Consider the following 25,367-nt stretch of genomic DNA (forward strand, 5'->3'; position numbering starts at 1 on the left):
AACGCCGCCGATCCCTCAGTGGGCCGCTTCCGATGTGGGGTAGTTCTCAGCCCGCCAGCTTTCCCAGAGCAAATGGATGGACTCCAGTTTGTGGGCACCAAGATCAAACGTTGAGGCGATCACCATGGCGCCGCCTTGGGGCCTTACCCCTTCAATGACGGGCTGGTCCGCCACGATCAGCAGGCCGTCCCCGTGCTCCGCGTAGCTGTGGACGGTGAGTCCCACCTGGTGGTTGCTGCGGAACCAGACCTTCCCGGTGATCTCCTCGCCGGTGGCCAGCGTCAGCCCGTACGGCTCACCCGGCGCAGGCACGTCCGACAATCCGAGCTTTTCGATTTCGGAATCGGAGGTGCCGGGAAATTCGAAGAACAACGTGTGCCGCTTGCCGTGCGGGTGGTGTTCCAGCGCGAAGCGGAGTTGCTGGAGGAACGTCAGCCAGCCCTGGGTGATGTCCTCATCCCAGGCCGCCCATTCCGAGTTGTGGTCCAGGGCTGCACGCGTGACACTGACCAGAGTCCCGGCGGACACCGGTTTGAGGTCGAAGACATCGCCGCCGTTGGTGGTCAGGCTGGTGTGGTCCGGGGCTTCAACGACGTTGCTGCTGAAGTAGATCCCGTCAATCTCATCCGCCAGTTCATCGGCCTCCCAGCCGTGCCACTGGGCCACTTTGGCCGGTTCACGCAGCATGGTCCAGACTTGCGGCGCGTCAGCATTTATCACCACGCTCAGATTGTTCGTCATAGCCCGAATCTACAACGCCGGCGCGGCCCCGGGTAGAGGTAATTCCTCCACCCGGACAATCTCACGCCCGGACGGCCTCGAGTTCGTTGTTGATCCGGCGCTGGAGTTCGCCCACACCGATCGTTTCAGACCCGCCGTGGGCCCGCAGGAACAGCAGGGATTCGAGGCGCAGCAGCCGCCACTCCCGCTCGGCCTCATGGTTGGAGTTGTCGATCGAGCGGAAGATCTCTTTGTCGTACAGGTTGGGTTCGTTCAGCGAACGCTGGCGCACCTTGGCGTTCATCCGGGCCTTGAACGGGTCCGTTTCCTGGTTTTCCGGCAAACGCAGCAGCTTTTCATAGACTTCGGCGCGCTCCTCCTGACGGTCCTGGCGGCAGATGAAGCTGGACAACGCCAGCGATGCCTCCACGGACGCCCACCGGCCCGGGTTGCCGTCGAACGGCAGGACGTTGAGCAGGTCCGCCACCGTGAGCGCCCCGTCCGGATCCTTCAGCGTAATGAACAGTTCGTGGGCAAGATCGCTGAGGTCCTTGAGGCAGCTGCCGGATTTGAAGTTGATGCCCTTGGCCAGCTTGTCCGCCAGCAGCAGCACACCAACGGCGTCCGGGTGGGCTTCCGCGGCAGCCTCCACCACCGCTTCGGGAGTGCCCTGCGGCGCCGGAATCCGCGCGAGTTCTTCCGCGGAGGGCCCGCTCGCCGCGGGCGGGATGGCTGGCAGGGGAGGTACGACGACGGCGGGAGCCGCCGGGGCTTCCTCCCCTTCGCCGGTGTGCTGGGGCTGTTCGGCAGGGGGTTGAGCCGCGACCGGAAGCTGCGTGACGGCGTCGGGCGTGGCGTCCTGAAGGGTGGCGTCCTGAACCGTGATGACCAGGACTGTTGGGTCCAGGATCTTGACGGTGGAGCCGGCGGCGATGCGGAGGGTGCCGCCGCCCGTGAGGTTCGCCAGGACCACCGCAGGGGTCCCGAAATCATCCTGTTCAAACTCCACATGCTGAATTTCGGCGGTGCGTTCACCGTCAGGGAGAAGGAGCTGATCGCCGGTGGTCAGAGATCCAGCCTGCTGTTCGCTGTAGTGCCGGGCGGCTGGGTTTTCGGTCATGGGAGTCCTTAAGTTCTCTTGCGGTCCGCCCTACAGTCTACAAAGCGGGGCGCCGGAAGTCGGGGACGCCGGGGATCCCGCGGGCGTCAGTGACCCACTCCGGCAAAGGCCAGCGCCTGGCGGACCAAGGCGCCGCGGCCGCCGCTGAATTCGAGCTGGACGTCGGCGCTGAGCACTTCCGCCGGAGTCATCCACGTCAGTTCCAGGGCATCCTGGCGGGGCTCGCATTCGCCCGTCACGGGAATGACGTACGCCAGGGACACCGCGTGCTGGCGTTCGTCAGTGAAACCCGTCTGGGACGGGGCAGGGAAGTATTCGGCCACCGTGAAGGGGACCGGGCTGATGGGGAGCTGCGGAAAGGCGAGCGGCCCCAGGTCCTTTTCCATATGGCGCAGGAGTGCGGCGCGGATGGTCTCGCGGTAGATCACGCGCCCCGATACCAGCGACCGGATCATGTTCCCGTCCTCATCGGCCTGGAGCAGCGTGCCGACCTCGTTCACAAAACCCAGCGGATCCAGCCTGACCGGCACGGCCTCCACATAGATCATGGGGAGCCTCCCCCGGGCCTCAAAAAGGTCTTCTTCGGAGAGCCAGCCGGGATTGGGGTCAGGAGTGCGAACGTTCATGGTTAAGTTCTACCTCATCGGACGGCCGGGACCGCTGAGGGGTGAGCTCTCAGCGTAAAGCGTTGTGCTAAGCGCCGGAATATCAGCCCTCAGCAGGATCACTGCGAGGAGAGGCGCTGAGAGATCCAGAGGGTGGGCGGGACATGCGGGGCGCGTGTGGTTGCGGCGGTGCCGTATGCGTCGGGGTTGGCCAAGTGCAGGGTCCGGCCGAAGGCTTCCTCGGTTTCGCTGACATCCAGCCCGGCGGCGGCGAGCCGGTCCCGCAAGGCGCCCAGATCGCCGTCGTACTCAAATCCCAGGCCGGACCGCGGCGCACCGGACGCAGGGCGCACCATCAGCACCCCGCCGTTCTTGGCGGTAAAGTCTGCGGTTTCGTCGGCGTCCGGGACGGGGCGGAACCTGGCACCGATGTCCTGCAGCGTCACCGCGGCCGCGCCGGGATCCGCCGTAAACCAGACCCCGACGACGGTCAGCGCCCGATCAGCGTCAGCCGAGTTTGGCTCCCGCGCGCCTTTGTCCGCAAGGAAGCTGAAGCCGTCCCGGCCGGTGATGCGGCAGGACTCGCCGTGATCAGCGGCGATGAGCTCGGCGACCGTATTTCCGGATTCCTCCGCGGCCAGGGCGGTGCGCCGGGCGAATTCGGCCAGATCGCCCACCTCGACGCCGAGGGCCGTGGTGCCGTCATCCGTAGCACCGGCGTCGGTCAGATGCAGGGCCAGCCGACCGGAACCGGCGTCGAACTCCCGCCACGGGCCGTGATCAACGGTTTTGGCCAGGCCCAGGGCCCTGAGGAGTTGCTCCCAACTGTCCGGCCGGGAGGTGAAATGGACGGGTCGGACACGCAGCATTGGGTTCCTCCTCGAAACAGGGACAGGTCGGCTACGGCCATCATGCCACTTCCTGCGGAAGGCAGGCAGAATAGGGCCATGGCCGTTGAACTCGAGGAACTGCTGGTAGCGGACGCGGCGGCGTGGCGGCTGTGGCTGGAAGCCAACCACAACGACAGCCCTGGCGTATGGCTGGTGCTTCACAAGAAGGGCGGCAACACCACCGAGCTGGACTACGAAGCAGCGCTGCAGGAGGCGCTGTGCTTTGGCTGGATCGACGGTCAAGGCAAACGGCGCGACGATGACAGTTCCTTCCAACGGATGACCCGCCGCGGCCCGAAGAGCGTCTGGTCGGCGCGGAATGTGGACCGCATCGGGAAGCTCCAGGCTGCCGGCCGGATGACGGCAGCGGGCCGCGCGGCCGTCGACGCCGCTAAGGCGGACGGGCGCTGGGAGGCAGCCTATGTGGGCCAGGCGACGGCGGAAGTCCCGCCGGACCTGGCCGCCGCGATCGCCGCCGTCCCCGCGGCCCAGGCCATGTTCGACGTCCTCACCTCCGTGAACCGGTATGCCCTGATTTACCGGACGAATTCCGTGAAGCAGGCCTCCACGCGGGAACGGAAAATTGCCGGCTTTGTGGAGATGCTGGCCCGGGGTGAGGCGCCGTACCCGCAGAAGAAAAAGCCCGCCGCGGGTCAGTAGAGCCCGATTCCGCCAGGCTCAATCACCGGGCTTAGTCGTCGTCCAGGGGGAAGGCGACGGCTTCGCCCACCACCCGCAGGCAGAGTTCCATACCGGGCCGGGCGATGGAGGCGTTCCAGTGCCGGATGGTGATGACTTCGCCGCCGCCGGGGTAGCGGTGGTCGGTGCGGCCGGCCAGTTCCGGCGGCACAGAGAGTTTGAGGCGCACGGTGGTTTCCGGGCCGAAGTAGTCGGTGTCCACCACCACGCCGCGGATGGGGCCATCCTCAGCAATGCGGATCTGCTCCGGACGCAGCATCAGCTGCACCCGGCCCTGGGCGGGCGGGCGGCGCACGGGAATTCCGCCCAGTGAGCACGTGGCCAGCGAGCCTTCCATCCAGGCGTCCAGGATGACGGCGTCGCCCAGGAACTCTGCGGTGGCGCGGTCTGCGGGGCGGGTATAGACCACAAACGGGTTGCCGATCTGGGCCAGCTTGCCGCCGCGCATCACCGCCACCTGGTCCGCGAAGGACAGGGCCTCGGACTGGTCGTGCGTGACCAGGATGGTTGTCACGCCGGCTTTGTTGAGAACCTTGGCCACGGCCCGCCGGGTGGCCACGCGCAGGCCGGCATCGAGGGCTGAAAAAGGCTCGTCGAGCAGCATCAGTTCGGGTTCGCGGGCCAGCGCACGGGCCAGGGCCACCCGCTGCTGTTGCCCGCCGGACAGCTGGTGTGGCCTCCGCTTGGCCATGGAGGCGTCCAGCGAGACCATGTCCAACAGCTCGCTGATCCGGCCTTCCGCAGCACGGCGGCCACCCGCCAGCTTGGCGGTGTCCAGGCCGAACGCGATGTTCTGGCCCACCGTCAGGTGCGGGAAGAGCGCCCCGTCCTGGGCCACGTACCCCACCTGGCGCTTGTGCGCAGGCAACCATACGCCGTCGCCCGCCACCTTGGTGCCGTTGAGCGAGATGCTGCCGGTGGCGGGGTGTTCAAAGCCGGCGATCAGCCGCAGCAGAGTGGTCTTGCCCGAGCCGGATGGCCCCACGATGGCGGTGGTGCCACCCTTGGCCACGGACAGGTTGACGCCCTTGAGGACGGCCTGGGAGGCAAAGTTCTTGGTGACGTCGGCGATCTGCAGGTGGCTGTTGGTGGAGGGTGCCACAGACGGCGCGATCCGCGGTCCCGGAAGCCTGGAGGGGGATTGTTCGGTCACTGTCCGGCTACTTTCTTGGACTGCTGGAAGAGAAGATAGGTCATTGGCGCCGAGAGCAGGATCATCAGGAGGGCGTACGGGGCGGCGCCCGCGTAGTCGATTTCGCTGCTCTTGCTCCAGAACTCGGTGGCGAGCGTCCGGGTCCCGTTCGGGGAGAGCAGGAGTGTGGCGGTCAGCTCGTTGGCGATGGCCAGGAACACCAGGGCAGCGCCGCCCGCGGCCGCCGGCGCGGTCAGCCGCAGCGTGACCCGGATGAAAGCCAGCAGCGGCGGTTTGCCCAGGGCTTGGGCGGCTTCGTCGAGTTCCTTGGGGGCCTGGGACAGGCCGGCGCGGAGATTGACCAGCGCCCGGGGCAGGAACAGCAGGACGTACGCGGCCACCAGCACTCCGGCCGTCTGGTAGACGCCGGGGACCAGCCGGATACTGACGGTAACGAACGCGAGGCCCACCACAATCCCGGGCAGGGAACTGGTGACGTAGTTTGAGAGCTCCAACGACTTGCTGAACCAGCTGGGGTGCCGGACCGCAAGGAAGGCCATGGGGAACGCGACGACGGTGGTTACCACCGCGCCGGCCAGGCCGTAGCCGAGTGTGGTCAGGAGGGCCGGAGCGAACTCGTCGGCAGCCCAGACCGCGGAACCGCCCGCGGTGATCCAGCGCAGGACAAAAAACACCGGCAGCCCGAAGGCCAGTCCCGTCAAAGCAAGCAGGGACAGCTGCGCCGGAACCTGGTAGGCGTGCAGCGGCAGGCGCAGGGCCCTGGCCTGGGCGCCGGATCCTACACGGGCATAGCGGGCCGTGCCCCGGCCGCGGACCTCCACCACCAGCAGGATCAGGCAGAAAAACACCAGGACGCTGGCGAGCATATTGCCGGCGGTCCCGTTGAACGTGGACTGGTACTGGACCATGATCGCGGTGGTGAACGTGTCGAAACGGATCATCGCGAACGCACCGTATTCGGCGAGCAGGTGAAGGCCCACCAGCAGGGCGCCGCCGGTCATGGCGATGCGGAGTTGCGGCAGGACCACCCGGAAAAAGACCCGCCAGTTGCCGAGCCCCAGCGCGGCGGCGGACTGTTCGATGGCCGGGTCCAGCCGGCCGAGTGTTGCGGCCGCCGGGATGTACACCAGCGGGAAATAGGAGAGCGTGGCGATCAGGACACCGGAGCCCAGTCCGGCCAGGGACGGGATCGCCGATACCCAGGCGTAGCTGTTTACAAACGCCGGGATGGCGAGCGGTGCTGCCAGCAGCACCGCCCAGATTTTGTGGCCGCGGAGTTTGGTCCGCTCCACCAGCCAGGCACCGCCAACGCCGAGGACGATGCTGAGCGGAATGGTGATCACCATTAGCAGGACCGTGTTGAGCAGGAGCTCGCCCACTTTCGGCCGGAAGATCAGTTCGACGGCGGTGTCCCACCCGGTTGCCGCCGTCATGTACACGACGTACCCCAGCGGTACCAGGGAAAACAGGGCGATCAGCACTGCCAGGATGGACACCGCGGAAACGCCGAGAGGCGGGCGGGGGCTAGTGCCCCGGCCCGCCGTCGTCGTGCTTCCCGCTGAGGGGGGAGCCGATAGATCAGTGGTCACTGAAATTACAGGAGTCCTGCCTTGGTCATCAGCTCGGTGACCTTCGTGGAGTTCAGCTTGGCCGGGTCCACGGTGGGCGCCTGGAGTTCCTTGACCGGAACCAGCTTGTCGTTGGCGGGTACCTCGGAAGCGATGGCGTACTCGAACGAGGTGCCGTTCTTGAGGACCTCCTGGCCCTTCTTGCCGGTGATGAACTTCAGGAAGGCCTGGGCAGCCGCGGCGTTCTTGGATGACGTCAGCACGCCGCCGCCGGAGACGGACACAAACGCGCCCGGATCCTGGTTCTTGAAGTAGTACGGGGTGACGTTCTTGGAGTTCTCGCCGGTCTTGGCCTGGTCGCCGTAGTAGTAGTAGTGGTAGATCAACGCGGCGTCTACTTCACCGGCGTTGACTGCCTTCATGGCTGCACTGTTGCCCTTGTAGGCTGTGAAGTTCTCCTTCATGCCCTTGAGCCATTCCTCGGTAGCTGCCTCGCCCTTGAGTTCCATCAGCGCAGCCACGATCGCCTGGAAGTCGGCGCCGGACGGTGAAGCGGCCCACTTGCCTTTCCACTCCGGGTTGGCCAGGTCCAGCATGGACTTGGGCAGGTCGCCTTCGCTGAGCTTGGTTTTGTCGTACACCAGGACGGTGGAGCGGGCGGCGATGCCCGTCCACTTGTTGGTGCTGGGGCGGAACTCGGCCGGAACCTGGTCCACGGTGGCCTTGTCGACGTCAGCAAAGAGGCCGGCGTTTTCAACCTGCGCCATGGCGGGGGAGTTTTCGGTGAGGAAGATGTCAGCCGGGGACGCGGCGCCTTCCTGGACGATCTGGTTGGAGAGCTCAGTGTCCGAGCCCTGGCGCATGGTCACCTTGACGCCGGTCTCCGCGGTGAAGGCGTCGATCCATTCCTTGGTCAGGCTCTCGTGCTGCGCGTTGTAGACCGTGATTTCGCCGGCGGCTTTGCCGTCTGCGGCGGAGGAGCCGGTTGCTGCCGGTGTGGTGCTGCCACCACAGGCGGTCAGTCCGAGTGCTGCGGTGGCGGCAAGTGCGATGCCGGCCAGGGCGCTGTTGCGGATCTTCATTGGGGCTACTTTCTGGGGAAAAGTGTGCGGACCGACGGTCTTGGCGAGCCTGTAGTTAGGGTTGGCTCACTCGAGAAACTGTAGGTTAGCCAAACCTAAGACACCAAGCGGCACGGGCCTTAAGTGATAAGGATCACACGCATTACGCAACTGTTGCGTGCCCTAATTGGTTCACGTTTTCTGCTGAATGGCCGCGGCGGCTTCCAGTACCATCCAGGCCTGCAGCTGGGTGGAAAGTTCGACGGCGGCACCTGGCGGGTAGGTGGTGTCCGCCGGGTTTGCCGCGTGGACGGAAAACACATACCTGCCGTTGCCGGCTGTTGCTGCTCCGGCTTCGGCTGGCCGGCGGCCCGCCCAGAAGGCCTCGGCGGTAGCAGTCACCAGCTCCCTGGCCGTGTTCCGCGCGGACGCCGGAAGCCGGGCGTCGACGGCGGCGAGTGCCAGATACCGGCAGAGAATCCCGGTGAAGAGTCCGCCGTCGCCGGTTCCGTCGCAGCGGAGGATACGGGGGGAACTGCCCGGCGCTGTGGTGTGCACCGTCAGGTGCTGGGCTACGCCGTCAATGACCGCCGAGGTCCGGGCGAGGTTGGCATCGCCGCCCAGCTCCAGCAGGGCTCCCAGTACGGGGCCTTGGTTGTAGGTGTAGATGGTGTTCTCCACCGTCACTTCACCGGCCGGGCTCAGCCGCGCCCCGTCGATATAGAGGCACCGGGCCTCGTCGAACAGCACGCCATTGAGCCAGTCCACAAGCCGCTGCGCCTTGGCTTGCTGGCCTGTCCGGGCGTAGTAGAGCGCCACGGGGGCGGTGGCCGGCGTGTTCTTGAAGTCGCGCTTTTTGCTCCAGAAGGTCCCGCCGCCCAGGTCATCGGTGGAGGCGGAATCGAACTGCAGGGTGAGGGTCTCCTGGATTCCGGCGTTACGACGGCGTCCAGGTTTGCGCGTCTCCTCGGCCAGGGTTTGCAGGCGGTGCGTCGCCAGCGCCAACCAGGCCATGTCGTCGTAGTAGCTGTTGACGAAGGTGAAGGCGTTGCGCAGCCGGATGCCCGTGACCAGCCTGGACGCGAGCCTGCCGGCGCTGGCGCGGCGCGGGCCGTTGAACCTTGCTGCGGGAGTGGCTCCGTTGCCCAGTTCGCGGCGCCCGGCGTCCACCAGGCAGTCCATGTAGTGGGCCTGCCACCAGTAGTGCCATGGGTGGAGGGGATTCTTCAGGTGTTTTGACGGCCACTGCACGGCGGCGAGGTGGGTTCCCGGCATGAACAGCAGCCGGCGGCCGAAGAGGGCGGTGACGGAGCGCGCTGCCACGTTGGCGCGCTCCGGCCAGTCGGCGGGCTGCCAGTCGGCGGGTTCGGCATCCGTCATCCGTTTAGCCTAGCGGGTGCGGCCCGCCCGAATTTCAGTTAAGATTCACTAACTATTGTTTCGCGCCGGTCACCGATGTCGGAGCCGCATCAAGGAGGATGTATGGACGTCTTGGGTACTGTCGCGCTGATTACGGGTGGGGCCTCCGGGCTGGGGGCTGCCACGGCGAAGCGCCTGTTCGACGCCGGCGCCTCGGTGGTGCTGATCGACCTGCCCTCCTCCGCCGGTGCGGCCTACGCCGCCGAGCTCAACGCGGCAGCGCTGAACGCGGTCGGCAACGGCTCCGCCGGCGGCTCAGGGGCACGGGCCGCCTTTGTCCCCGCAGACGTCACCAACGAAGCTGAGGTGCAGGCCGCCGTGGACACCGCCGTGGCACTCGGGCCTCTCCGCATGGTTGTGAACTGCGCCGGCGTCGCCACGCCGGGCAAGGTCCTGGGCCGGGACGGCGTCCTCCCGCTGGACACATTCAACCGCGTCATCCAGGTTAACCTCATCGGGACTTTCAACGTGCTGCGTCTGGCGGCCGCGGCCATGGTTTCAACGGAACCCGTGAACACTGCGCTGGGCGGCCCTGAGCGCGGCGTCATCATCAACACCGCCTCCGTGGCTGCCTTCGACGGACAGATCGGCCAGCCGGCCTACGCCGCCTCCAAGGGTGCCGTCGCCGCCATGACTCTGCCGCTGGCCCGGGAACTGGCCCGATCGCTGGTGCGCGTGGTGACCATCGCGCCGGGCATTTTCGAAACACCCATGATGGCATCGCTGTCTGACGAAGCCCAGGCTTCCCTGGGCCGGCAGGTCCCGCACCCGTCCCGTCTGGGCAAGCCCGCGGAATACGCCAGCTTGGTGGCCCACATTGTGGATAATGCGATGATCAACGGCGAGACCATCCGGCTCGACGGTGCCATCCGGATGGGACCGAAATGAGCCGGCCCCGCACCACCGAACCGCCGACCCCCGGGCCGGCCATTTCGAAACCCGCCGCTTCGGAACCGGCTACTTCGGAACCGGCTACTTCGGAACCGGCGATCGACGACCTGCCCACCGCCGATTTTTTCGCTTACGAGTCCTTCCTCAGCGCCAAGGAGCGGGCCAAGCTGGCCGAGCTGCGCGAGTTCCTGGCCACGGAGATCGCCCCGCACGCGTCGGACTGGTGGAACAAGGCGGAGTTCCCGGCGCACATCCTGCCCAAGCTCGCCGCGCTGGAGCTGAGCACGCCGGCGCAGCGCGGCTACAGCAACCTCTTCGCAGGACTGGTCATCGCCGAGATGACGCGCGTCGATACGTCGATCGCCACCTTTTTCCTGGTCCACCACGATCTGTTTGTGGAGTCGCTGTACGGTTTTGGTTCGGCCGGCCAGAAGGCGAGGCTGCTTGCGGACGCTTCAAGCCTGCGCATCACCGGCGCGTTCGCGCTGACCGAGCCCGGCCATGGTTCCGATGTGGCCGGCGGCATGGAAACCCGTGCCCGGCGCATTTCCAGCGCAACGGGAGAGCCCGACGGCGACGGCGACTCGTGGGTGCTCAACGGCGCCAAGCGCTGGATCGGGAACGGGACGTTCTGCGACTTCATGCTGGTGTGGGCCAGAGACGAGGCTGTGGCCGCCAACGGGCAGGGTGCCGTCCGCGGGTTCATCGTGGATGCCTCCTTGCCGGGTGTGAGCCGGAGCCGGATCGAGAACAAGATTGCGCTCCGCACCGTGCAGAACGCGGACATTGTGTTTGAGGATGTCCACGTCGCCGAGTCCGACCGGTTCGCCGGCATCAGCAGTTTCGAAGACACCAACCAGCTCCTGCGTGGCTCGCGGATCATGGTGGCGTGGCAGGCCGTGGGGCAGCAGCTGGCTGCGTTCGACGTCGCCCGGCAGTACGCCGTCGAACGCCACCAGTTCGGCCGGCCGCTGGCGAAATTCCAGCTCATCCAGCAGCAGCTGGTGACCATGCTGGGCAACGCGGTGGCGAGCATGGCCATGATGGCGCGTGTAGCCCAATTGCAGGACGACGGCGCGGCGGACATGCCGCAGGTGGCCCTCGCCAAGGCGTACACCAGCGCCCGGATGCGCGAGACCGTGGCGCTGGGCCGGTCCATCCTCGGCGGCAACGGAATCGTGACCGACTACCGGATGGCCAAAATCTTCGCCGACGCCGAGGCTATCTACACCTACGAGGGCTCGTTTGAAATCAACACGCTCATTGTGGGCCGGGCGGTCACCGGCGTCTCAGCGATCGTCTGACCGGGCGGCACCGGCGCAAATGAGCAGCTGATCCCTTCAAAACTTGGATCTGAGCGGATTGGCTGCCAGTTCGCGCTCAATCAGCGAGGAGAGGCTGCTTTTCGCCGGCTTCGATCTTCGCGTCCAGGCTGTTGCCTTTCACGGGCATGGGGCAGGTGCCGTATGGGGTGAAGGCGCTGGGGTAGTTGATGGCGCGGTTGAAGTCCAGGACCACAGTGGCGTTCCCTGACGCATCAACCCGGGGTCTGGGGGTTGAGACTTTGCGCCACTCATCCGTTGATTCGCCGTTGGTGTCGTCGTGGAACGTGATGGTCAGCGCCCCCAGTTTTTCCTCCTCGGCGTGCAGCCGGTACTCGTGGTCAATGCCCGGCAGCCGGAAAACCACCTCGCCCGCCGAATAATGCACGCCTTCCACCAGGGGATTGGCGGTTCCGATCGGGATCGCCACCGGCTCGGGATACGCCTCGTAGGCTGCCTCGATCACCATGTCCGGGTTGTAGCCGAAGGTGGGAACGCCGTCGAACTCCGTCAGCACCGGCGACCCGGAATCGTGGGTCCGGATGGCGTACCGGTCCGCGCGCATGGCGAGTTCCACCACTACCTGCTGCCCGTCCGCACCGCCGAACTGCACCCACATCAGGGATTCCTCGTTGGTGAGGGAGGCCGTAATGGTCCCGTCCACGGGCTCGCCGGTTTCCGCCAGCGTCAGACCGTCGTGCGCCGCAGCGGTGAGCGTCGCCGTCGTGCCGTCCGTTGACCAGAAGCCGGGGGAAAGGTCGACGGCGGCGGGCCGGGATTCCAGCCACTGGAAGGAGGTGAGGGTCAGCCAGCCGTGGCGGGTGGCGAGGGCTTTGTTCCGGTTGGTGCGGAAACGCTGCCAGCGTTCCAGCTGCGCGGCGGCGTTGGCGGTGGTATTCATGATTCCTCCAAAAGGCGTCTGCATACGGTTCATTCCACCACGGCCGCGCTGCTGCCGGGGCTCTTGTTCTGCCGCTGGCGGAGAGTAGCGTCGAAGGCGGCGGAGTATCGTTCCAGAACTCCCACGGCTGAACTTGGAGGAACCATGAAAATCGCGGTCCTGGGTACGGGTTTTGCAGGCCGGACCCTGGCGGGCGCGCTGTCCGCACTGGGACACGACGTGGTGGTGGGAACCCGCGACCCGGGCAAGACTCTTGCCCGCAGCGCGCCGGACGCCATGGGCACGCCACCCTTCAGCGAGTGGCACGTAGCCAACCAGCACATAGCACTGGAAACGTTCGCGGAGGCAGCAGCCGGGGCGGAACTGATACTCAATGCAACGAACGGCGCGGGTGCGCTCAGCGCCCTCGGTGCGGCGGGCTCGGCCAACCTTTCGGGGAAAGTAGTGGTGGACGTTTCCAACCCGCTCGACTTCTCCCAGGGCATGCCGCCGGTCCTGAACCCGGTCAACACGGACAGTAACGCCGAACGGATCCAGCACGCGTTCCCGGAGGCGCGGGTGGTCAAAACCCTCAACACCATGAACGCGGGGCTGATGGTTGATCCCGGACGGCTGGGCGGAGGGGACCACTCGGTGTTTGTCTCCGGCGACGACGCGAGCGCCAAGAGCACCGTGACGGCCCTTCTCCGGGAGCTGGGCCACCGCGATATTATTGACCTCGGAGACATCGCCACCGCCCGGGGAGCGGAGATGATGCTCCCGGTGTGGCTGCGCCTGTGGTCGGCGTTTGGTACTGCGGATTTCAATTTCAAGATCGTCCGCTGACGTCCGGCGCGGCAGTGGCGGGGACCAGCGCAATATCTGAGACGGATTCCGCCTTCGCCATCCCGTGCGGGTAGCATCGATAGCTAGTAACGTGGCTCACAGTATCCAGCGCAGTGTACTAGCCAAGTCCGAACCCTCGAAAGACAGTTTCCATGGCTAACACTGCAATGAATTCCGCAACCGACCTCGCCTCTGAACTGAGGGCCGATGTCCGGCGCGTCTCCACCCTGCTGGGCGAATCCCTGGTCCGCCAGCACGGGCCCGAACTCCTGGATCTGGTGGAGCAGGTGCGCCTCCTCACCAAGGAGTCCAAGGAAGCCGCCCGTGGCGGAGCCGATGCTACCGGCCCCTGGAGCGCGCACGACGTCGTCGAGCAGGTCCGCGAACTGCTCGGCTCCCTGCCGATCGAGCAAGCCACTGACCTGGTGCGTGCGTTCGCGTTCTACTTCCACCTTGCCAACGCGGCCGAGCAGGTCCACCGGGTCCGCGGCCTGCGGACGCGGCAGGAGAAGGACGGGTGGCTGGCCAAGGCCGTCACCGAAATCGCCGCGAAGGCCGGGCCCGAAGTACTGCAGGAAGTGGTCAACGGGCTGGACGTCCGCCCCATCTTCACCGCCCACCCCACCGAGGCTTCGCGACGTTCCGTGCTGGACAAGATCCGCAGGCTCTCCGACGTCCTGGCCGAGCCCACGAAGGAAGGCACCACCGCGCGCCGCCGGCAGGACCGCCAGCTTTCGGAAGTCATCGACCAGATGTGGCAGACCGACGAACTGCGCCAGGTCCGCCCCACCCCGGTGGATGAGGCCCGCAACGCGATCTACTACCTCGGCGGCATCCTGACCGACGCCATGCCCGAGATGCTCTCGGACTTCTCGGAACTGCTCGGTGAGCACGGCGTCAGCCTTTCGTCCCAGGACGCACCCATCCGGTTTGGGTCCTGGATCGGCGGCGACAGGGACGGCAACCCCAACGTCACGGCGGCGGTCACCAGGGAAATCCTGCAGATCCAGAACCAGCACGCCGTCCGCATCAGCATCGCGATGATGGACGAGCTGATCTCCATCCTGTCCAACTCCACCGCTTTGTCCGGCGCGGACCAGTCGCTGCTGGACTCCATCGATGCGGACCTGAAGAAGCTGCCGGGCCTGGACCGGCGCGTCCTGGAGCTCAACGCCCAGGAGCCCTACCGCCTCAAACTCACGTGCATCAAGGCCAAGCTCATCAATACGGGCAAACGGGTTGCCGCGGACTCCACCCACGAGCACGGCCGTGACTACCGCTCCACCGAGGAACTCCTCGACGACCTCGAACTGCTGGAGCTGTCCCTCCGCAACCACTCGGCGTCGCTCGTCGCCGATGGCGCGCTGGCCCGGGTCCGCCGCGCCGTCGCCTCCTTCGGCCTGCACCTGGCCACCCTGGACATCCGCGAGCACGCCGACCACCACCATGACGCCGTTGGCCAGCTGATGGACCGGCTGGGCGGCCCCGGCATCCGCTATGCGGAACTGAGCCGCGTTGAACGCTTTGAGGTTCTCGGTTCGGAGCTGGCGTCACGCCGGCCGTTGTCCGGCCACCCGATTAAGCTCGACGGCGTCGCTGACGGCACGTACGACGTCTTCCGCGAGGTCCGCCGCGCCCTGCGCACATATGGCCCGGACGTCATCGAGACCTACATTATTTCCATGACCCGCGGCGCGGACGACGTCCTGGCCGCGGCTGTCCTGGCCCGCGAGGCAGGCCTGATCAACCTGTTCGGCGAATCTCCTTACGCCAAGATCGGGTTCGCGCCCCTGCTGGAGACCGTGGAGGAACTGCGAGCCTCGGCGGAGATCGTGGACCAGCTGCTGTCCGTTCCGTCCTACCGAGACCTGGTCCGGCTGCGCGGCGACGTCCAGGAAATCATGCTGGGTTACTCGGATTCCAACAAGGAATCCGGCGTGATGACCAGCCAGTGGGAGATCCACAAGACCCAGCGGAACCTGCGCGACGTGGCGGCCAAGCATGGCGTCCGTGTCCGGTTGTTCCACGGTCGCGGCGGGTCCGTGGGCCGCGGCGGCGGACCCACCTATGACGCCATCATGGCCCAGCCCAACGGCGTGCTCGAGGGCGAGATCAAGTTCACCGAACAGGGCGAGGTCATCTCGGACAAGTACTCGCTGCCGGAGCTGGCCCGGGAAAACCTGGAGCTGTCCCTCGCGGCGGTACTCCAGGGCTCGGCCCTGCACCGGGACCCGCGCACGTCGGACGACCAGCGCGAACGGTACGGGCACGTTATGGAGATCATCTCCGACGGCGCCTTCGACCGGTACCGGAAGCTGATTGACCATCCGGACCTGCCCGCGTACTTCCTGGCCTCCACTCCGGTGGAGCAGCTCGGCTCGCTGAATATCGGCTCCCGTCCGTCCAAACGCCCGGATTCCGGGGCAGGGCTCGGCGGCCTGCGCGCCATTCCGTGGGTGTTCGGCTGGACGCAGTCCCGGCAGATCGTGCCGGGCTGGTTCGGTGTTGGCTCGGGACTGAAGGCTGCCCGCGAGGCCGGAAACTCCGCCCAGCTGGTGGAGATGATGCAAAACTGGCACTTCTTCCGGTCCGTTGTCTCTAACGTTGAGATGACGCTGGCCAAAACGGACCTGGACATCGCCGGGTACTACGTGGCCACCCTGGTTCCCAAGGAATTGCACCACATTTTCGCGGCCATCCGTGAAGAGTTCGAACTCACGGTCACCGAGATCCAGAACCTGACCGGTGAGAATGTGCTCCTGGACGCGCAGCCGACGCTCAAGCGTTCGCTTGAGATCCGGGACCAGTACCTGGATCCCATCAGCTACCTGCAGGTGGAACTGCTCCGCCGTGTGCGGGCTGCCCAGGGCGGCGAAGGCGAGAGCATCAGCGGTGCCGAGATCGACGAACGTCTCCAGCGGGCCATGCTGATCACCGTTAACGGGGTAGCGGCCGGCCTGCGCAACACGGGCTAACCCCGGACGCTCTCTCACTTAATGCGGCTTTCCCCCCGACGCTCTCTCACTTTCTTAGGGAAAGTGCGAGAGCGTTGGCGGTTTTCTTACGTTAAGTGAGAGAGCGTTTGCGTGAACCAAACTCGCTCACTGGCCGCCGTAGTGCACCGCCACGGTCCGTCGGGTGTTGGGGCCATCGGCGTACGGCATGGTGCTGACGCCCACGCCGTACAGGGCCGTGAGTTCTTTCCCGCTCAGCAGCTCCAGGGCATCGCCGGTCCGGGATCCGCTGGGAGTGAGCAGGACGGCCCGGTCCGCGAGGTACAGGGCGTGGTCCGGGTGGTGCGTGCTGAGGAGCACGGCCATGCCGTCGGTCATCAGTTCGCGCAGGAGCCGCAGGACGCGGACCTGGTTCTTCAGGTCCAGGCCCGTGGCGGGCTCGTCCAGCACCAGGACGGGGCAGTCGGCCGCGATGGCACGGGCAATCAGGACCAACTGCTGCTCGCCGCCGCTGAGTGTGGGGAAGAACCTGCTGCGGAGGCCGGCGATGCCCACCCTGTCCATGGCCTCCAGGGAAGCAGCCCGGTCTGCCGCGCCGGGCGAACGGAAGAGTCCGATCTGCCGGGCGCGTCCCATGAGCACCATGTCCAGGGCCCGGTAGGCAAAGGTACCGCCGTGGGCTTGCGGGACATAGCCCGCCCTGGCCGCGCGCAGGACACTGCCCTCTACGGGGTTCAGCAGCCCGGCAGCGCAGCGCACCAGCGTGGTTTTGCCGCTGCCGTTCGGTCCCAGGACGGCGGTGGCGGTTCCCGGCAGGACCTGGAAGCTGACATCCCGGAAGACCCAGTCCGTCCGGCCGTATCCGAAGCCCACGCCGTTGAGCTCAAGCACTTTCCCAGATCCTGTCCCGGTTCCGGCGCAGCAGGACAAAAAACACGGGCGCGCCGATCAGCGCCGTCAGCACACCGAGCGGGATCTCGCCCGCAGTGGCGGTGCGTGCCACGGTGTCCACGAGCATGATGTACGCGCCGCCCAGGAGGAAGGACACCGGCAGCAGGACCCGATGGTCCGGGCCCACCCACATCCTGGCCAGATGCGGGACCACCAGGCCCACCCAGCTGACTGCGCCGCTGACGGCCACCGCCCCAGCCACGATCAGTGCCACCGAAACCAGTACCACCCAGCGCAGCGGCCGGGGCCGGATCCCCAGCGCGGTGGCATCATCGTCGCCCAGCGAGAGCACGTTGATGCGCCACCGCAGGGCCAGGAGCACCAGCGCGCCCCCGACGACGGGAATGAGCGCCACCGCCACCTTGCTGAACGTGGCCGTGGCGACGCTCCCCAGGAGCCAGAACACAATGGCCGGCAGGGTGGTGTTGGGATCCGCGATGTAGGTGACCAGGGCTACCAACGCGGAGAAGAACGATCCCGTGACCACGCCGCCGAGCACAATCATGAGCAGGGGAGTCCCGCCGCGCCCCGACGTGATGAGGAACAGCATGGCCAGCGCGATCAGTCCGAATGCGAAGGAACTGGTGATCAGCGCGAACGTCCCCAGCCCGAGAAGTATCGCCAGTGCGCCGCCGAAGGATGCGCCCGCGGACACCCCGATGATGTCCGGGCTGACCAGCGGATTGTGGAAGATGGCCTGCAGCGCGGCGCCGCCGATCGCCAGGCCGCCGCCCACCAGCAGCGCCAGCAGCACGCGGGGGAGCCTGACAAGGAGCACCACATTCTGCTCCGTGGCGGTGGCCTCGGAGGGGATCGGGACGGCCTGCCCCACTAGGATCTGCACCGCGTGCCAGAGCGGAACGTTGTAGCGGCCCACAGCCAGGGCCACCAAAGTGACGGCAACCAGGAAGATGGTGCTGATGGCGATGGGCTTCAGGGCCGATGGGACTGGCCGCCCGTCACCCGCCGTGTCCGGCTTCGCGCCACGGTCCCGGGCCACGCCACCTGCCCGCTCACCGGGCTGCCCGTCGCCGTCGAGTTCAAGCCGTTCGTCGCTGGCGTCATGCAGCATTGAACTGCCGGTAGTGGTCGGAGTCGGCGTTGGCCGCGGTCCACAGGACCTTGTCCAGCTCCGCGGCCGTGGGCTTGTGGTTGTATAGGAAATCGAAGTACTCAGTGACCTTGTTCCGGAGGACGGAGCGCTGCTGGGGGAAGGCAATGTCGCTGAGCCAGTGCCACATCAGAGGCGATTCCTGCCCGGGGGGATCCCACCGGTACCCACCCAGCGGCACCTTGTACACTCGCCGGTTCTTGACCGCGGACACGGTCTGCCAGACGGGGTCAGAGTAGAGATCCCGGGGCATGGCGGCGTCAAAATTCCCCAGCAGGATGATCTCCGGATCCCACCGCAGGACCTGCTCCACGTCCAGGCCAACCATGCCTGAGCCCTGCAGCGGGTCGTCTCCGGTGGCGGGATTTGTGCCGCCCACCAGCTTGATGTAGAAATCGTTGTAGCTGTTGGCCGCGGCCACCTTCAGGCCGCCGGTGAACCGGTTGAAGTACAGGATGCTGGGCCGCGTGGAGTTCCGGCCAGCCGCCAGCTTCTTGATGGCGGCAAGTTCCAGGTCGCTGCGGCTCTTGATATCCACGGCGCGTTCGGGCTTCCCCAACATCGTGGCGAACATGGCTACCCACGCATCCACGTCCTCCTGTTTGCCGGTGTTGGTCAGCCCGATGACGTTCAGGCCCGCTTTTTCCAGCGGTTCGATCAGCTGCGCGTCGGACCACTGGATCACCACGTCCGGGTCCAGGGCGCGCACGCTCTCCACATTGGCCGTGAAGTCCTGGGTGGCGATCTCGTGCGGCAACTCCAGTGCCTTGGGAAAGATGGTGCCCATGATGCCGTCGCGCATCGCCACCCAGGAGGCGTTGTGCATGGCGGCGAGGTGGTCGGCCGTGCGGTCCACCGCCACGAGCAGCGATGCAGCCGGCATGGGTATGGTCACAACCCGGGTCACCGGCCGGGTAAACGTGAGGGTTTTGCCGCGCTGGTCGGTGATGCTGATCGCGCCACTGCCGCTGTTGCCACCGTTCGTTGCAGGGCCCGACGACGGCGGGGAACCAGGGGTGCTGGCGCATCCGGCCAGGAGGGCTGCAGAGCTTCCCGCCACGAGAAGTTGAAGGGCGGTGCGGCGGTTCAGATCAGTGGTTGCCATGTGTGTGACCCCTGTGCTTCGGTCTTCACAGCATCCGCTCGCGTGCCGAGGCTGTCAACGATTTTATGGTGCCCCGGCGGCTAACGCGCCCTTGTCCGGGACCGGCTGCGGTGCTACGTTCGAAAGACCCTCGGAGAAGGTGGCCACGCGATGGTTATCGATGGTGCCCAGATGTTTGTGCGGTATGCCTACCCGCCCAATTCCCGTGGCAGCTGCGGGCCTCCGGACAGCGATGCCCTGCTCCACTACGGCCAGTCCGGAGTCACCGACCCGGGCCTGCGGGAACTCGCGAAGGGCTTTGCCGGTGCCTTTCCATACCTGGAACTGATTGCCGGGGCCCATGGTATCCACGATCCGCTCGACGCCCGCGTGGTGGAAGCGTACTGGGTGGGAAACAGCCTCCTGGATACCGTGGGCATCAGCACCATGGGCAACTCGATGGAAGACCGGTTCCGGGCACGAACCGGCCGCCAGTTCCCGCACCTCGTGGAAGGCGTCCTGGCCGGCGGCGTCCCGCACCACAGCTTCCACGTCTTCGAGATCTACCCCTGGCTGGGTCTGCTGCGCGATGACCGCCGGTATGCCACTGCGCTGATCGTCCTTGACCGCTGTCGGATCCGGTGGGGCGAGGTGCTGGCCATCACGGGCGACGAAGCCGTGGTGAAGTCGCGTCCCCTGACGTGGGACGGCACATCCCTGGCTGTCGGCGAACCCGTGGTGGAGACCGCCAGGTATGCCGTGAACGGAACCGGCTTTATTGCCGGGCTCGCGGCGGGCGATGTGGTCTCGCTCCATTGGGACTGGGTCTGTGACCGGCTGACGCCGCACCAGCTGCAGCAACTGAAGCTCTTCACCGGCAGGCACCTCAAGATCGCCAACAGCGGCGTGGAGCATCGCGGCGCAGCCATCGCCCTCGAACGCTAAAGACTCAAAGGATAAAGAGTGGAACGCTAAGCCCTCAAGCACTGCGACCTCGACCAACAGCCTTGGTACCCGGCCTAGGGCGCCTGCGGTGCCGCGGTGTCAGGGTCCTCCGGAGGTTCGACGCCGGTCGAATCGCGGGGTGAGGATTCGCCGGTGGGACGCTCCACAGGGCCCGCGTCCGTGCCGGTATCTTCTCGGCCAGCCTCTTTGCCTTCCTCCTTGATCACGTCTTCACCACGCCTCGTGGTGCTCTCGCCCACCCCTTCCGGCGCCATGGCCGCGTCCTCGGGGGTCTCATCAGAACCCGGCTGGGCGGGCTCCTTCAAGGGCGGCTCGCTGCCCCAGGCCCGCGCTGTTCCGGGCGAGGTCCCTTGCTCCTCGCCAGTTCCTTCGGAGCCGCGTGGTTCGGAGTCACGTGGTTCGGACGGATTCATCGGTGTCATGGTGTTCTCCTTCTTGCTGGTTATCAGTCGGAGGCGGCATGTTGTCGTCGCCGGGTAGCCGTGGCCGGCCCATCAGTTCCAGGCCGCTCATCGCCTGTTCGGCGCCCGCAGGATCCACCCGCTCAAGCGCGAAGCCCATGTGGATCAGGACCCAGCTGCCCGGGGGCAGCGGGCCGTCGTCCAGGAGCCCGATGTTGATTTTGCGCTGCACCCCGGCCACGTCCACCAGGGCGAGCTGGTTGCCGTAGCCCTCGATCGGGCCGATGACCTGGCCGGGGATTCCGAGGCACATGGTTGGTCCGCCTTAGGTCTGCTTGGAGGTGTACTGGCTCAGGAGATCGACGACGGCGGCCATCGCCGCCGGGATGGCGGCGGACACGGGCGGTGTCAGCCCGATGCCGTCGGTGACGTCGGCCGGAACGCAGCCCACCACATAGGTCACGGGGGCCTCGCCGCCCAGCGACCGGAGCTTGCCCAGGACGGCGGCAGGGTCCATGCCGTGCGGGTCCAAGGTGGCGCCGGCGTCGAGATCCTCGCTGCGGATCCGGAGTACGCGGAGGCTGCCGGGGGCTTCGTTGTGTTCCGTCCCGCGCTCCGGCGGCACGGCATCCACAAGCACCAGCACGTCCACTCCGGCCAGGAGATCATAGGCCAGGTGCATGCCGCGGATACCGTAGTCAGCCACGTCGACGCCGGGCGGCAGGTCCCCCTCCGAGGCCAGCCGGCGGGCGACTTCCGGGCCGAAGCCGTCGTCCCGCAGGAACATGTTGCCCACGCCTGCCACCAGCACAGTCATGCCGGGATCACATCCGCCGAGCCTTCAGGTAGCGCTGGACGTCGGGGACCGACCGGATCCCCACGTAGACGGCGCCGAGTGCCAACGCCGCCAGAAACGCCACGGTGGCCATTCCTATGATTCTCATGGCGGGTTTTCCTTTCCATCCTGCCCCAGGGGCTCGAGCTCTTCCGGTGAGTAGTAGAAGGAGCGGCCGTAGCCCTCGTGGAGGTCTGCGGCGGGGTCCTGGTCGAGGACCAGGCCCACGTGGGTGCTGCCGTCAACATCGAAATGGACGTTGGTGACGCGGCCCGTTTGCCCGGCGAAGAACAGGTCCTGGGCGTCGGCCCGCCTGCTCGGATTCACCCGGACCCGGCTGCCCCGGGCCACGGGAACCCCGTTAATCAGGACGGCATCCAGATGCGGCTGGACCAGGGCTTCGGCTTCGGGCGTCCACCACTCGGCTTCCTCGCCGCTGCGTCCGGTTGAGGGTTCCGGGCTGTCCAGGGCGACGTCCAAGGCAGCACCGCCCAGGGCGTGCGGATTGCGCAGGATGCCGTGCAGCTGCTGCAGGTCCGCCGGGGACATGGCCTCGCACCGGTCGATGATGGCCGCCGCCCGCGGATCCGTAGCCCGGGCTTCGGCCTTCTCCTCCTCGGTGAGGGTCAGTACGCGAAGGGTGAGGATCTCGTCGATTTCTGTGGAGTCGTACAGCGCCACCGAGCTTTCCGGCGCAACGGCGGGGTGGTCGTAGAGGATGATCGGGGATGCCAGCAGCACGTCACGCTGCCCTTCCGGACCGGCCAGGACGGGCCAGCACCGGTGCTGCCGGCAGGTGGCCGCAGCGGCCTGGGCGTTCGGTGGCGGCTCAAGCAGGGAGACAAAATCGCCGTCCTGGAGGCTCAGGAGCAGGTGCGTACCAATGAAGGATTCCGCGATGGCATCCTGTCGTGTCCAGGCATCCGTCCAGCCTTCCGCCCCACCTGACGCAGGGGCCGCCGCAGTCTTCGCGGCCCTGTTCGCAACGCCGGCGCGCAGCCTGACCAGTGGCCCGCCGGCGGGCGAAGCTGCCAGCCTCACCTCGCCCTGCAGCGCACGACGACGGCGGACCAGCCGCCCAGCCAGCCGCCCCGAAGCGTCACGGAGTTCCTCGGTGTCCTCCCCGCCGGGAACCTCCACGGGCAGGACCGTTTCCCGCCCTCCGAGCCCGGCGACGGCGAACGGTCCCAGCGTGACTTCCCGCTCCACTGCCTCGTCCCAACTCAGCCACCGGGCGGCGCCGACAGTGAGCTCATCCACCGACGTGTACCCGCCGTCGTCGTCCGTTTTCTCTGCGGTCCGGCTCTGGAGCTGCAGGAAGCGCACATGGATTTCGATGGCGGCCTGAGGGCCGGGGGTGAGCAGGCAGTCCGCGAACATGTCCGGCTCTTCGCCGGTCCCGGCTGCGGCGGCGCCCGGCGGGCCGAGGATGCCGAACTGCCACCGGGCCTGGTTCTTCTGCGACGACGCGCGGTATGGGTAGAGCAGGTAGCCCTCGTAGAGGACGGCATCTGCTACGGCGCGGGCCAGGCTCAGGGTCATGTTCATAGCAGTGCCTCTCCTGACAGTGCTGCCGGGGAAGCTGCTGCTGGGGATGCCGCTGCTGGGGACAATACTGCGGCGTCCGCCAGCAGACTCTCCAGGGTGGCGTCCCACGAGGTCAGGCCGCGGGCGGCCTTGTAATGCGACAGCGCGGAGAGTACCTCCCGGTCCAGGCGGAGCCAGCCGGTGTTGGGGAAGTACTGGTCCATCAGCCGGCGCCAGGCGTCCACGGGAAGGCGGTAGGAGGCTTCGAGGTCCCAGGGCACCTGCTCCACGCCGAAGCCGGCCTCGCCCCGGGTAAAGACCGTGCCGGAGAACAGCAGTTCCAGTGGGACGATTCCGTCCCGCAGGGAGTGCAGGTACTTGGCCGCGGACACGTCGAAGTCAAAGGTGCAGGGCAGAGGCAGCCGGACCTCGGTTTCCCCGGTGAAACCCTGGACCATGGTGCTGCACTGCAGCCAGAGGAAGGACTTCAGCGTGGTGGGCCACCGGCTGCGCTCGCCGAACAGGTCCAGCAGGCCGGCTTCTTCCCCAGGGGTGTAGCCGCGGCGCTGGGGCAGGATCCGGACCTGGCTGCGCAGGGCGATGGCGTGTACCGCGGCGCCGGTGGATTCGGTCACCCGCAGCGTCGCCGTGAGCTGGGGTGCCGCCGCGTAGGGTTCCGGCTGGATGTCCAGTACCTCGAATGCCAGGGCAATCACGGGGGGCCTCCGGAGGCTGATTCCCGGGTGGCTTCGTGGACCGGCCTGCTCCGGCTGCTGACTTTTTCGAAGAAAGCGGTGAGCTGGTCGCGTGCCTCCTGGCCGCCGTCGAACCCCCGCCATAGCCGCCGCAGGTGGCCCACCAGTTCATAGCAGGAGTCCACGGGCACCAGGTGGCAATCGGCCTGGGGACGGTCCACGCCGGGGCCCCGGATCAGGAGGGCTTCGGTGTCGGGGGCGGCTATGGACAAGGCGGGATTCCGCGCCATTACGGCATCCCAGGCGTCCAGGGGCAGTTCGGATTCGGTGGCGCCGGCAGGGCCCGGATAGAACGCCACCGTTCGCTCCATCCTGGAACTGCGGAAGAAGAATGCCAGTCCCACGGGGATCTCCAGCTCGTCCCACTGGCCGGGGCCAAGCTCAAAATCGGGGAAGGACAGGTACCGGTCCGGCACCGACCGGTACCTGAGATGGGCGCTGCTGTCTGTGAAGAGCAGGTAGCACGGCCGGCACGTGCACATCATGGCGTGGCTGTCCAGGTCAACCACGTGCTGGTGTTCGGCCGCGATGGGCTCCCCGCACATTTCACAGCGCTCGCCGGCGGGCGCTGCCGGCGGCGCGGCAGCAATCCGCCGCAGCAGCGCAATGGGCAGGCCGGGCGCCTCCACGTCAGCCGCCCTTCCCCGCGGCAACGGGCACGGCCACGGACATCACGCCGCTGCGCACAAGCAGCGGGAGCGGGTCCAGGTGCAGGCTGCGGTCCTCAAGGCAGGAGCCGGCCTGGCGGACATCGAAGTGGGAACGGCACGTGGGGCAGCGGAGCAGGCCGCCGCCGGCGGGGGCGGCCAGGGCGCGCTGCAAGGCGGCGCCCGCCATGGACCCGTCGCAGCGCGGGCAGTGGTCCCGGTAGGCGTAGACGTCCTGCCCGGTGCGGCAGGCCAGGAGCGAATAGCCGCCCACCTGAAACCCGGCCACGTCGCCGGGTTCCAGGTCTGCGACGCCAGGGACGGGCTCCCAGGACCCGTCCGGCTGGTCCTGCCAGCCTGCGCCCGCGCCGGGTTCCGTGTGGTTCATCCGGACAAGCAGGGAGTCCAGGGGGATGAAGGCGGGGGTGGCGGCGTGTTTTTCCGCCTCCACCACTTCGATGGCCGTGACCTCCGGGGCTGCCGTTTCAATCGCCTCTTCGACGGCGAATTTCAAGGTAACGGACGAGGACGGGCAGCCCTGGCAGGTGCCGAGCAGCTGCAACCGCACGACGCCCTCCGGGCTAATGTTCAGCAGTTCCACATCCCCGCCATGGGAGCCAAGGTAGGGCCGGACGCTGTCCAAGGCGCCGGCCACCCTCGTCTCCATCGATTCGGGATGCAGGCCGTGGATGATCAGCAGGCCGGACACCAACTCGTCGGAGGCGAGCGCTGCCAGCGTCCCGTCGTCGAGCTTTCCCTGCTCATCGAGGATTTCCAGCATTCGTTCCAGCCCTGAACCGTACATGTCGGTGACCTGGCGGACCAGGTCCTCGGCACGGCCGCGGGCCACCGCCCCGCCGGCACCGAGGGCGTCGAGGAGCGTACCTATGCGTTCTCCGGGCCGCAGTTCGCTGGTCTGCAGCTGCAGCTGCAGCTGCAGCTGCGGGTCCGCGCCGGGCATG

Annotated in this window: 25 protein-coding genes; 6 read left to right on the forward strand and 19 right to left on the reverse strand. The window is 66.9% G+C overall.

Annotated features, from left to right (window positions below):
- Window positions 1-15: 15 nt before the first annotated feature.
- From FYJ92_RS02700 to FYJ92_RS02715, 4 genes are all read right to left on the reverse strand, one after another.
- Entirely contained in the window at window positions 16-741 is a 726-nt protein-coding gene (locus tag FYJ92_RS02700) for an SRPBCC domain-containing protein (RefSeq protein WP_185262489.1), read from the reverse strand.
- Between the two features lie 61 nt (window positions 742-802).
- Window positions 803-1,840: a DUF6707 family protein gene (locus FYJ92_RS02705; protein ID WP_185262490.1), complete on the reverse strand. Its 1,038-nt coding sequence runs from the start codon at window positions 1,838-1,840 to the stop codon at window positions 803-805.
- Between the two features lie 86 nt (window positions 1,841-1,926).
- Entirely contained in the window at window positions 1,927-2,466 is a 540-nt protein-coding gene (locus FYJ92_RS02710; RefSeq protein WP_185262491.1) for an NUDIX hydrolase family protein, read from the reverse strand.
- A gap of 98 nt (window positions 2,467-2,564) precedes the next feature.
- Complete coding sequence (locus FYJ92_RS02715; protein WP_185262492.1) at window positions 2,565-3,314, reverse strand: VOC family protein; 750 nt, start codon at window positions 3,312-3,314, stop codon at window positions 2,565-2,567.
- 78 nt (window positions 3,315-3,392) lie between these two features.
- Between FYJ92_RS02715 and FYJ92_RS02720 the strand changes: the two genes are divergently transcribed.
- Entirely contained in the window at window positions 3,393-3,995 is a 603-nt protein-coding gene (locus FYJ92_RS02720) for a YdeI family protein (protein WP_185262493.1), read from the forward strand.
- Window positions 3,996-4,026: 31 nt separating this feature from the next.
- Here the strand turns inward: FYJ92_RS02720 and FYJ92_RS02725 are convergent, their stop codons facing one another.
- The 4 genes from FYJ92_RS02725 to FYJ92_RS02740 form a co-directional block, all read right to left on the reverse strand.
- Window positions 4,027-5,187 (reverse strand): ABC transporter ATP-binding protein, encoded by a 1,161-nt coding sequence (locus tag FYJ92_RS02725; protein ID WP_185262494.1) that lies wholly within the window; start codon window positions 5,185-5,187, stop codon window positions 4,027-4,029.
- Window positions 5,184-6,776, reverse strand: coding sequence for an iron ABC transporter permease (locus tag FYJ92_RS02730; protein WP_185262495.1), 1,593 nt, complete (start codon window positions 6,774-6,776; stop codon window positions 5,184-5,186). Before FYJ92_RS02730 ends, FYJ92_RS02725 begins: the two co-directional genes overlap by 4 nt.
- Before the next feature lie 5 nt (window positions 6,777-6,781).
- Window positions 6,782-7,837, reverse strand: coding sequence for an iron ABC transporter substrate-binding protein (locus FYJ92_RS02735; RefSeq protein WP_185262496.1), 1,056 nt, complete (start codon window positions 7,835-7,837; stop codon window positions 6,782-6,784).
- 171 nt (window positions 7,838-8,008) lie between these two features.
- Window positions 8,009-9,196: a glycoside hydrolase family 76 protein gene (locus FYJ92_RS02740; RefSeq protein ID WP_185262497.1), complete on the reverse strand. Its 1,188-nt coding sequence runs from the start codon at window positions 9,194-9,196 to the stop codon at window positions 8,009-8,011.
- A 102-nt stretch (window positions 9,197-9,298) separates the two neighbouring features.
- Between FYJ92_RS02740 and FYJ92_RS02745 the strand changes: the two genes are divergently transcribed.
- Complete coding sequence (locus FYJ92_RS02745) at window positions 9,299-10,123, forward strand: SDR family NAD(P)-dependent oxidoreductase (RefSeq protein ID WP_185262498.1); 825 nt, start codon at window positions 9,299-9,301, stop codon at window positions 10,121-10,123.
- A gap of 101 nt (window positions 10,124-10,224) precedes the next feature.
- Window positions 10,225-11,430: an acyl-CoA dehydrogenase family protein gene (locus FYJ92_RS02750; RefSeq protein WP_370526245.1), complete on the forward strand. Its 1,206-nt coding sequence runs from the start codon at window positions 10,225-10,227 to the stop codon at window positions 11,428-11,430.
- Window positions 11,431-11,506: 76 nt separating this feature from the next.
- On the opposite strand, the gene FYJ92_RS02755 is transcribed toward FYJ92_RS02750, so the two are convergent.
- The gene (locus FYJ92_RS02755; protein WP_185262500.1) at window positions 11,507-12,349 is read right to left on the reverse strand and encodes a DUF1684 domain-containing protein; all 843 of its coding nucleotides are present in this window, start codon (window positions 12,347-12,349) and stop codon (window positions 11,507-11,509) included.
- A 144-nt stretch (window positions 12,350-12,493) separates the two neighbouring features.
- Here FYJ92_RS02755 and FYJ92_RS02760 point away from each other — a divergent pair, with 144 nt between their 5' ends.
- On the forward strand, window positions 12,494-13,174 hold the full coding sequence (locus FYJ92_RS02760) for an NADPH-dependent F420 reductase (protein WP_185262501.1): 681 nt from the start codon (window positions 12,494-12,496) through the stop codon (window positions 13,172-13,174).
- Window positions 13,175-13,326: 152 nt separating this feature from the next.
- Window positions 13,327-16,149 carry a phosphoenolpyruvate carboxylase gene (gene ppc, locus FYJ92_RS02765; RefSeq protein ID WP_185262502.1) on the forward strand — a complete coding sequence of 941 codons (2,823 nt, stop codon included), beginning with the start codon at window positions 13,327-13,329 and terminating at the stop codon, window positions 16,147-16,149.
- Between the two features lie 126 nt (window positions 16,150-16,275).
- Here ppc and FYJ92_RS02770 read toward each other — a convergent pair whose 3' ends face one another.
- From FYJ92_RS02770 to FYJ92_RS02780, 3 genes are read right to left on the reverse strand one after another with little or no spacing between them, the layout of a single operon-like run.
- Window positions 16,276-17,019, reverse strand: coding sequence for an ABC transporter ATP-binding protein (locus FYJ92_RS02770; protein ID WP_185262503.1), 744 nt, complete (start codon window positions 17,017-17,019; stop codon window positions 16,276-16,278).
- A complete protein-coding gene (locus tag FYJ92_RS02775; RefSeq protein WP_185262504.1) occupies window positions 17,012-18,151 on the reverse strand; it encodes an iron ABC transporter permease in 1,140 nt (379 codons plus the stop codon). The genes FYJ92_RS02770 and FYJ92_RS02775 overlap by 8 nt, the downstream gene beginning before the upstream one ends.
- Window positions 18,141-19,295 (reverse strand): ABC transporter substrate-binding protein, encoded by a 1,155-nt coding sequence (locus FYJ92_RS02780; RefSeq protein WP_185262505.1) that lies wholly within the window; start codon window positions 19,293-19,295, stop codon window positions 18,141-18,143. Before FYJ92_RS02780 ends, FYJ92_RS02775 begins: the two co-directional genes overlap by 11 nt.
- Window positions 19,296-19,445: 150 nt before the next feature.
- On the opposite strand from FYJ92_RS02780, the gene FYJ92_RS02785 reads away from it, so the two are divergent.
- Window positions 19,446-20,219, forward strand: coding sequence for a DUF6390 family protein (locus FYJ92_RS02785; RefSeq protein ID WP_185262506.1), 774 nt, complete (start codon window positions 19,446-19,448; stop codon window positions 20,217-20,219).
- A 74-nt stretch (window positions 20,220-20,293) separates the two neighbouring features.
- On the opposite strand, the gene FYJ92_RS02790 is transcribed toward FYJ92_RS02785, so the two are convergent.
- From FYJ92_RS02790 to FYJ92_RS02820, 7 genes are all read right to left on the reverse strand, one after another.
- Window positions 20,294-20,662: a hypothetical protein gene (locus FYJ92_RS02790; protein ID WP_185262507.1), complete on the reverse strand. Its 369-nt coding sequence runs from the start codon at window positions 20,660-20,662 to the stop codon at window positions 20,294-20,296.
- The gene (locus FYJ92_RS02795; RefSeq protein WP_185262508.1) at window positions 20,631-20,954 is read right to left on the reverse strand and encodes a HypC/HybG/HupF family hydrogenase formation chaperone; all 324 of its coding nucleotides are present in this window, start codon (window positions 20,952-20,954) and stop codon (window positions 20,631-20,633) included. The genes FYJ92_RS02790 and FYJ92_RS02795 overlap by 32 nt, the downstream gene beginning before the upstream one ends.
- 12 nt (window positions 20,955-20,966) lie before the next feature.
- Complete coding sequence (locus tag FYJ92_RS02800) at window positions 20,967-21,458, reverse strand: hydrogenase maturation protease (RefSeq protein ID WP_185262509.1); 492 nt, start codon at window positions 21,456-21,458, stop codon at window positions 20,967-20,969.
- 123 nt (window positions 21,459-21,581) lie between these two features.
- Window positions 21,582-23,024, reverse strand: coding sequence for a hypothetical protein (locus tag FYJ92_RS02805; RefSeq protein WP_185262510.1), 1,443 nt, complete (start codon window positions 23,022-23,024; stop codon window positions 21,582-21,584).
- Window positions 23,021-23,719, reverse strand: coding sequence for a DUF6084 family protein (locus tag FYJ92_RS02810; protein WP_185262511.1), 699 nt, complete (start codon window positions 23,717-23,719; stop codon window positions 23,021-23,023). The genes FYJ92_RS02805 and FYJ92_RS02810 overlap by 4 nt, the downstream gene beginning before the upstream one ends.
- Window positions 23,716-24,387 carry a DUF5947 family protein gene (locus FYJ92_RS02815; protein ID WP_185262512.1) on the reverse strand — a complete coding sequence of 224 codons (672 nt, stop codon included), beginning with the start codon at window positions 24,385-24,387 and terminating at the stop codon, window positions 23,716-23,718. Before FYJ92_RS02815 ends, FYJ92_RS02810 begins: the two co-directional genes overlap by 4 nt.
- Before the next feature lies 1 nt (window position 24,388).
- A complete protein-coding gene (locus FYJ92_RS02820) occupies window positions 24,389-25,366 on the reverse strand; it encodes a NifU family protein (protein ID WP_185262513.1) in 978 nt (325 codons plus the stop codon).
- Window position 25,367: the final 1 nt, after the last annotated feature.

Source organism: Pseudarthrobacter sp. NBSH8, assembly GCF_014217545.1.
GTDB lineage: Bacteria > Actinomycetota > Actinomycetes > Actinomycetales > Micrococcaceae > Arthrobacter.

Coding starts and splice junctions, on each gene's coding strand:
- FYJ92_RS02700 (WP_185262489.1), bottom strand. CDS start 741: ATGACGAACAATCTGAGCGTGGTGATAAATGCTGACGCGCCGCAAGTC.
- FYJ92_RS02705 (WP_185262490.1), bottom strand. CDS start 1,840: ATGACCGAAAACCCAGCCGCCCGGCACTACAGCGAACAGCAGGCTGGA.
- FYJ92_RS02710 (WP_185262491.1), bottom strand. CDS start 2,466: ATGAACGTTCGCACTCCTGACCCCAATCCCGGCTGGCTCTCCGAAGAA.
- FYJ92_RS02715 (WP_185262492.1), bottom strand. CDS start 3,314: ATGCTGCGTGTCCGACCCGTCCATTTCACCTCCCGGCCGGACAGTTGG.
- FYJ92_RS02720 (WP_185262493.1), top strand. CDS start 3,393: ATGGCCGTTGAACTCGAGGAACTGCTGGTAGCGGACGCGGCGGCGTGG.
- FYJ92_RS02735 (WP_185262496.1), bottom strand. CDS start 7,837: ATGAAGATCCGCAACAGCGCCCTGGCCGGCATCGCACTTGCCGCCACC.
- FYJ92_RS02740 (WP_185262497.1), bottom strand. CDS start 9,196: ATGACGGATGCCGAACCCGCCGACTGGCAGCCCGCCGACTGGCCGGAG.
- FYJ92_RS02745 (WP_185262498.1), top strand. CDS start 9,299: ATGGACGTCTTGGGTACTGTCGCGCTGATTACGGGTGGGGCCTCCGGG.
- FYJ92_RS02755 (WP_185262500.1), bottom strand. CDS start 12,349: ATGAATACCACCGCCAACGCCGCCGCGCAGCTGGAACGCTGGCAGCGT.
- FYJ92_RS02760 (WP_185262501.1), top strand. CDS start 12,494: ATGAAAATCGCGGTCCTGGGTACGGGTTTTGCAGGCCGGACCCTGGCG.
- ppc (WP_185262502.1), top strand. CDS start 13,327: ATGGCTAACACTGCAATGAATTCCGCAACCGACCTCGCCTCTGAACTG.
- FYJ92_RS02775 (WP_185262504.1), bottom strand. CDS start 18,151: ATGCTGCATGACGCCAGCGACGAACGGCTTGAACTCGACGGCGACGGG.
- FYJ92_RS02780 (WP_185262505.1), bottom strand. CDS start 19,295: ATGGCAACCACTGATCTGAACCGCCGCACCGCCCTTCAACTTCTCGTG.
- FYJ92_RS02785 (WP_185262506.1), top strand. CDS start 19,446: ATGGTTATCGATGGTGCCCAGATGTTTGTGCGGTATGCCTACCCGCCC.
- FYJ92_RS02790 (WP_185262507.1), bottom strand. CDS start 20,662: ATGACACCGATGAATCCGTCCGAACCACGTGACTCCGAACCACGCGGC.
- FYJ92_RS02795 (WP_185262508.1), bottom strand. CDS start 20,954: ATGTGCCTCGGAATCCCCGGCCAGGTCATCGGCCCGATCGAGGGCTAC.
- FYJ92_RS02800 (WP_185262509.1), bottom strand. CDS start 21,458: ATGACTGTGCTGGTGGCAGGCGTGGGCAACATGTTCCTGCGGGACGAC.
- FYJ92_RS02805 (WP_185262510.1), bottom strand. CDS start 23,024: ATGAACATGACCCTGAGCCTGGCCCGCGCCGTAGCAGATGCCGTCCTC.
- FYJ92_RS02820 (WP_185262513.1), bottom strand. CDS start 25,366: ATGCCCGGCGCGGACCCGCAGCTGCAGCTGCAGCTGCAGCTGCAGACC.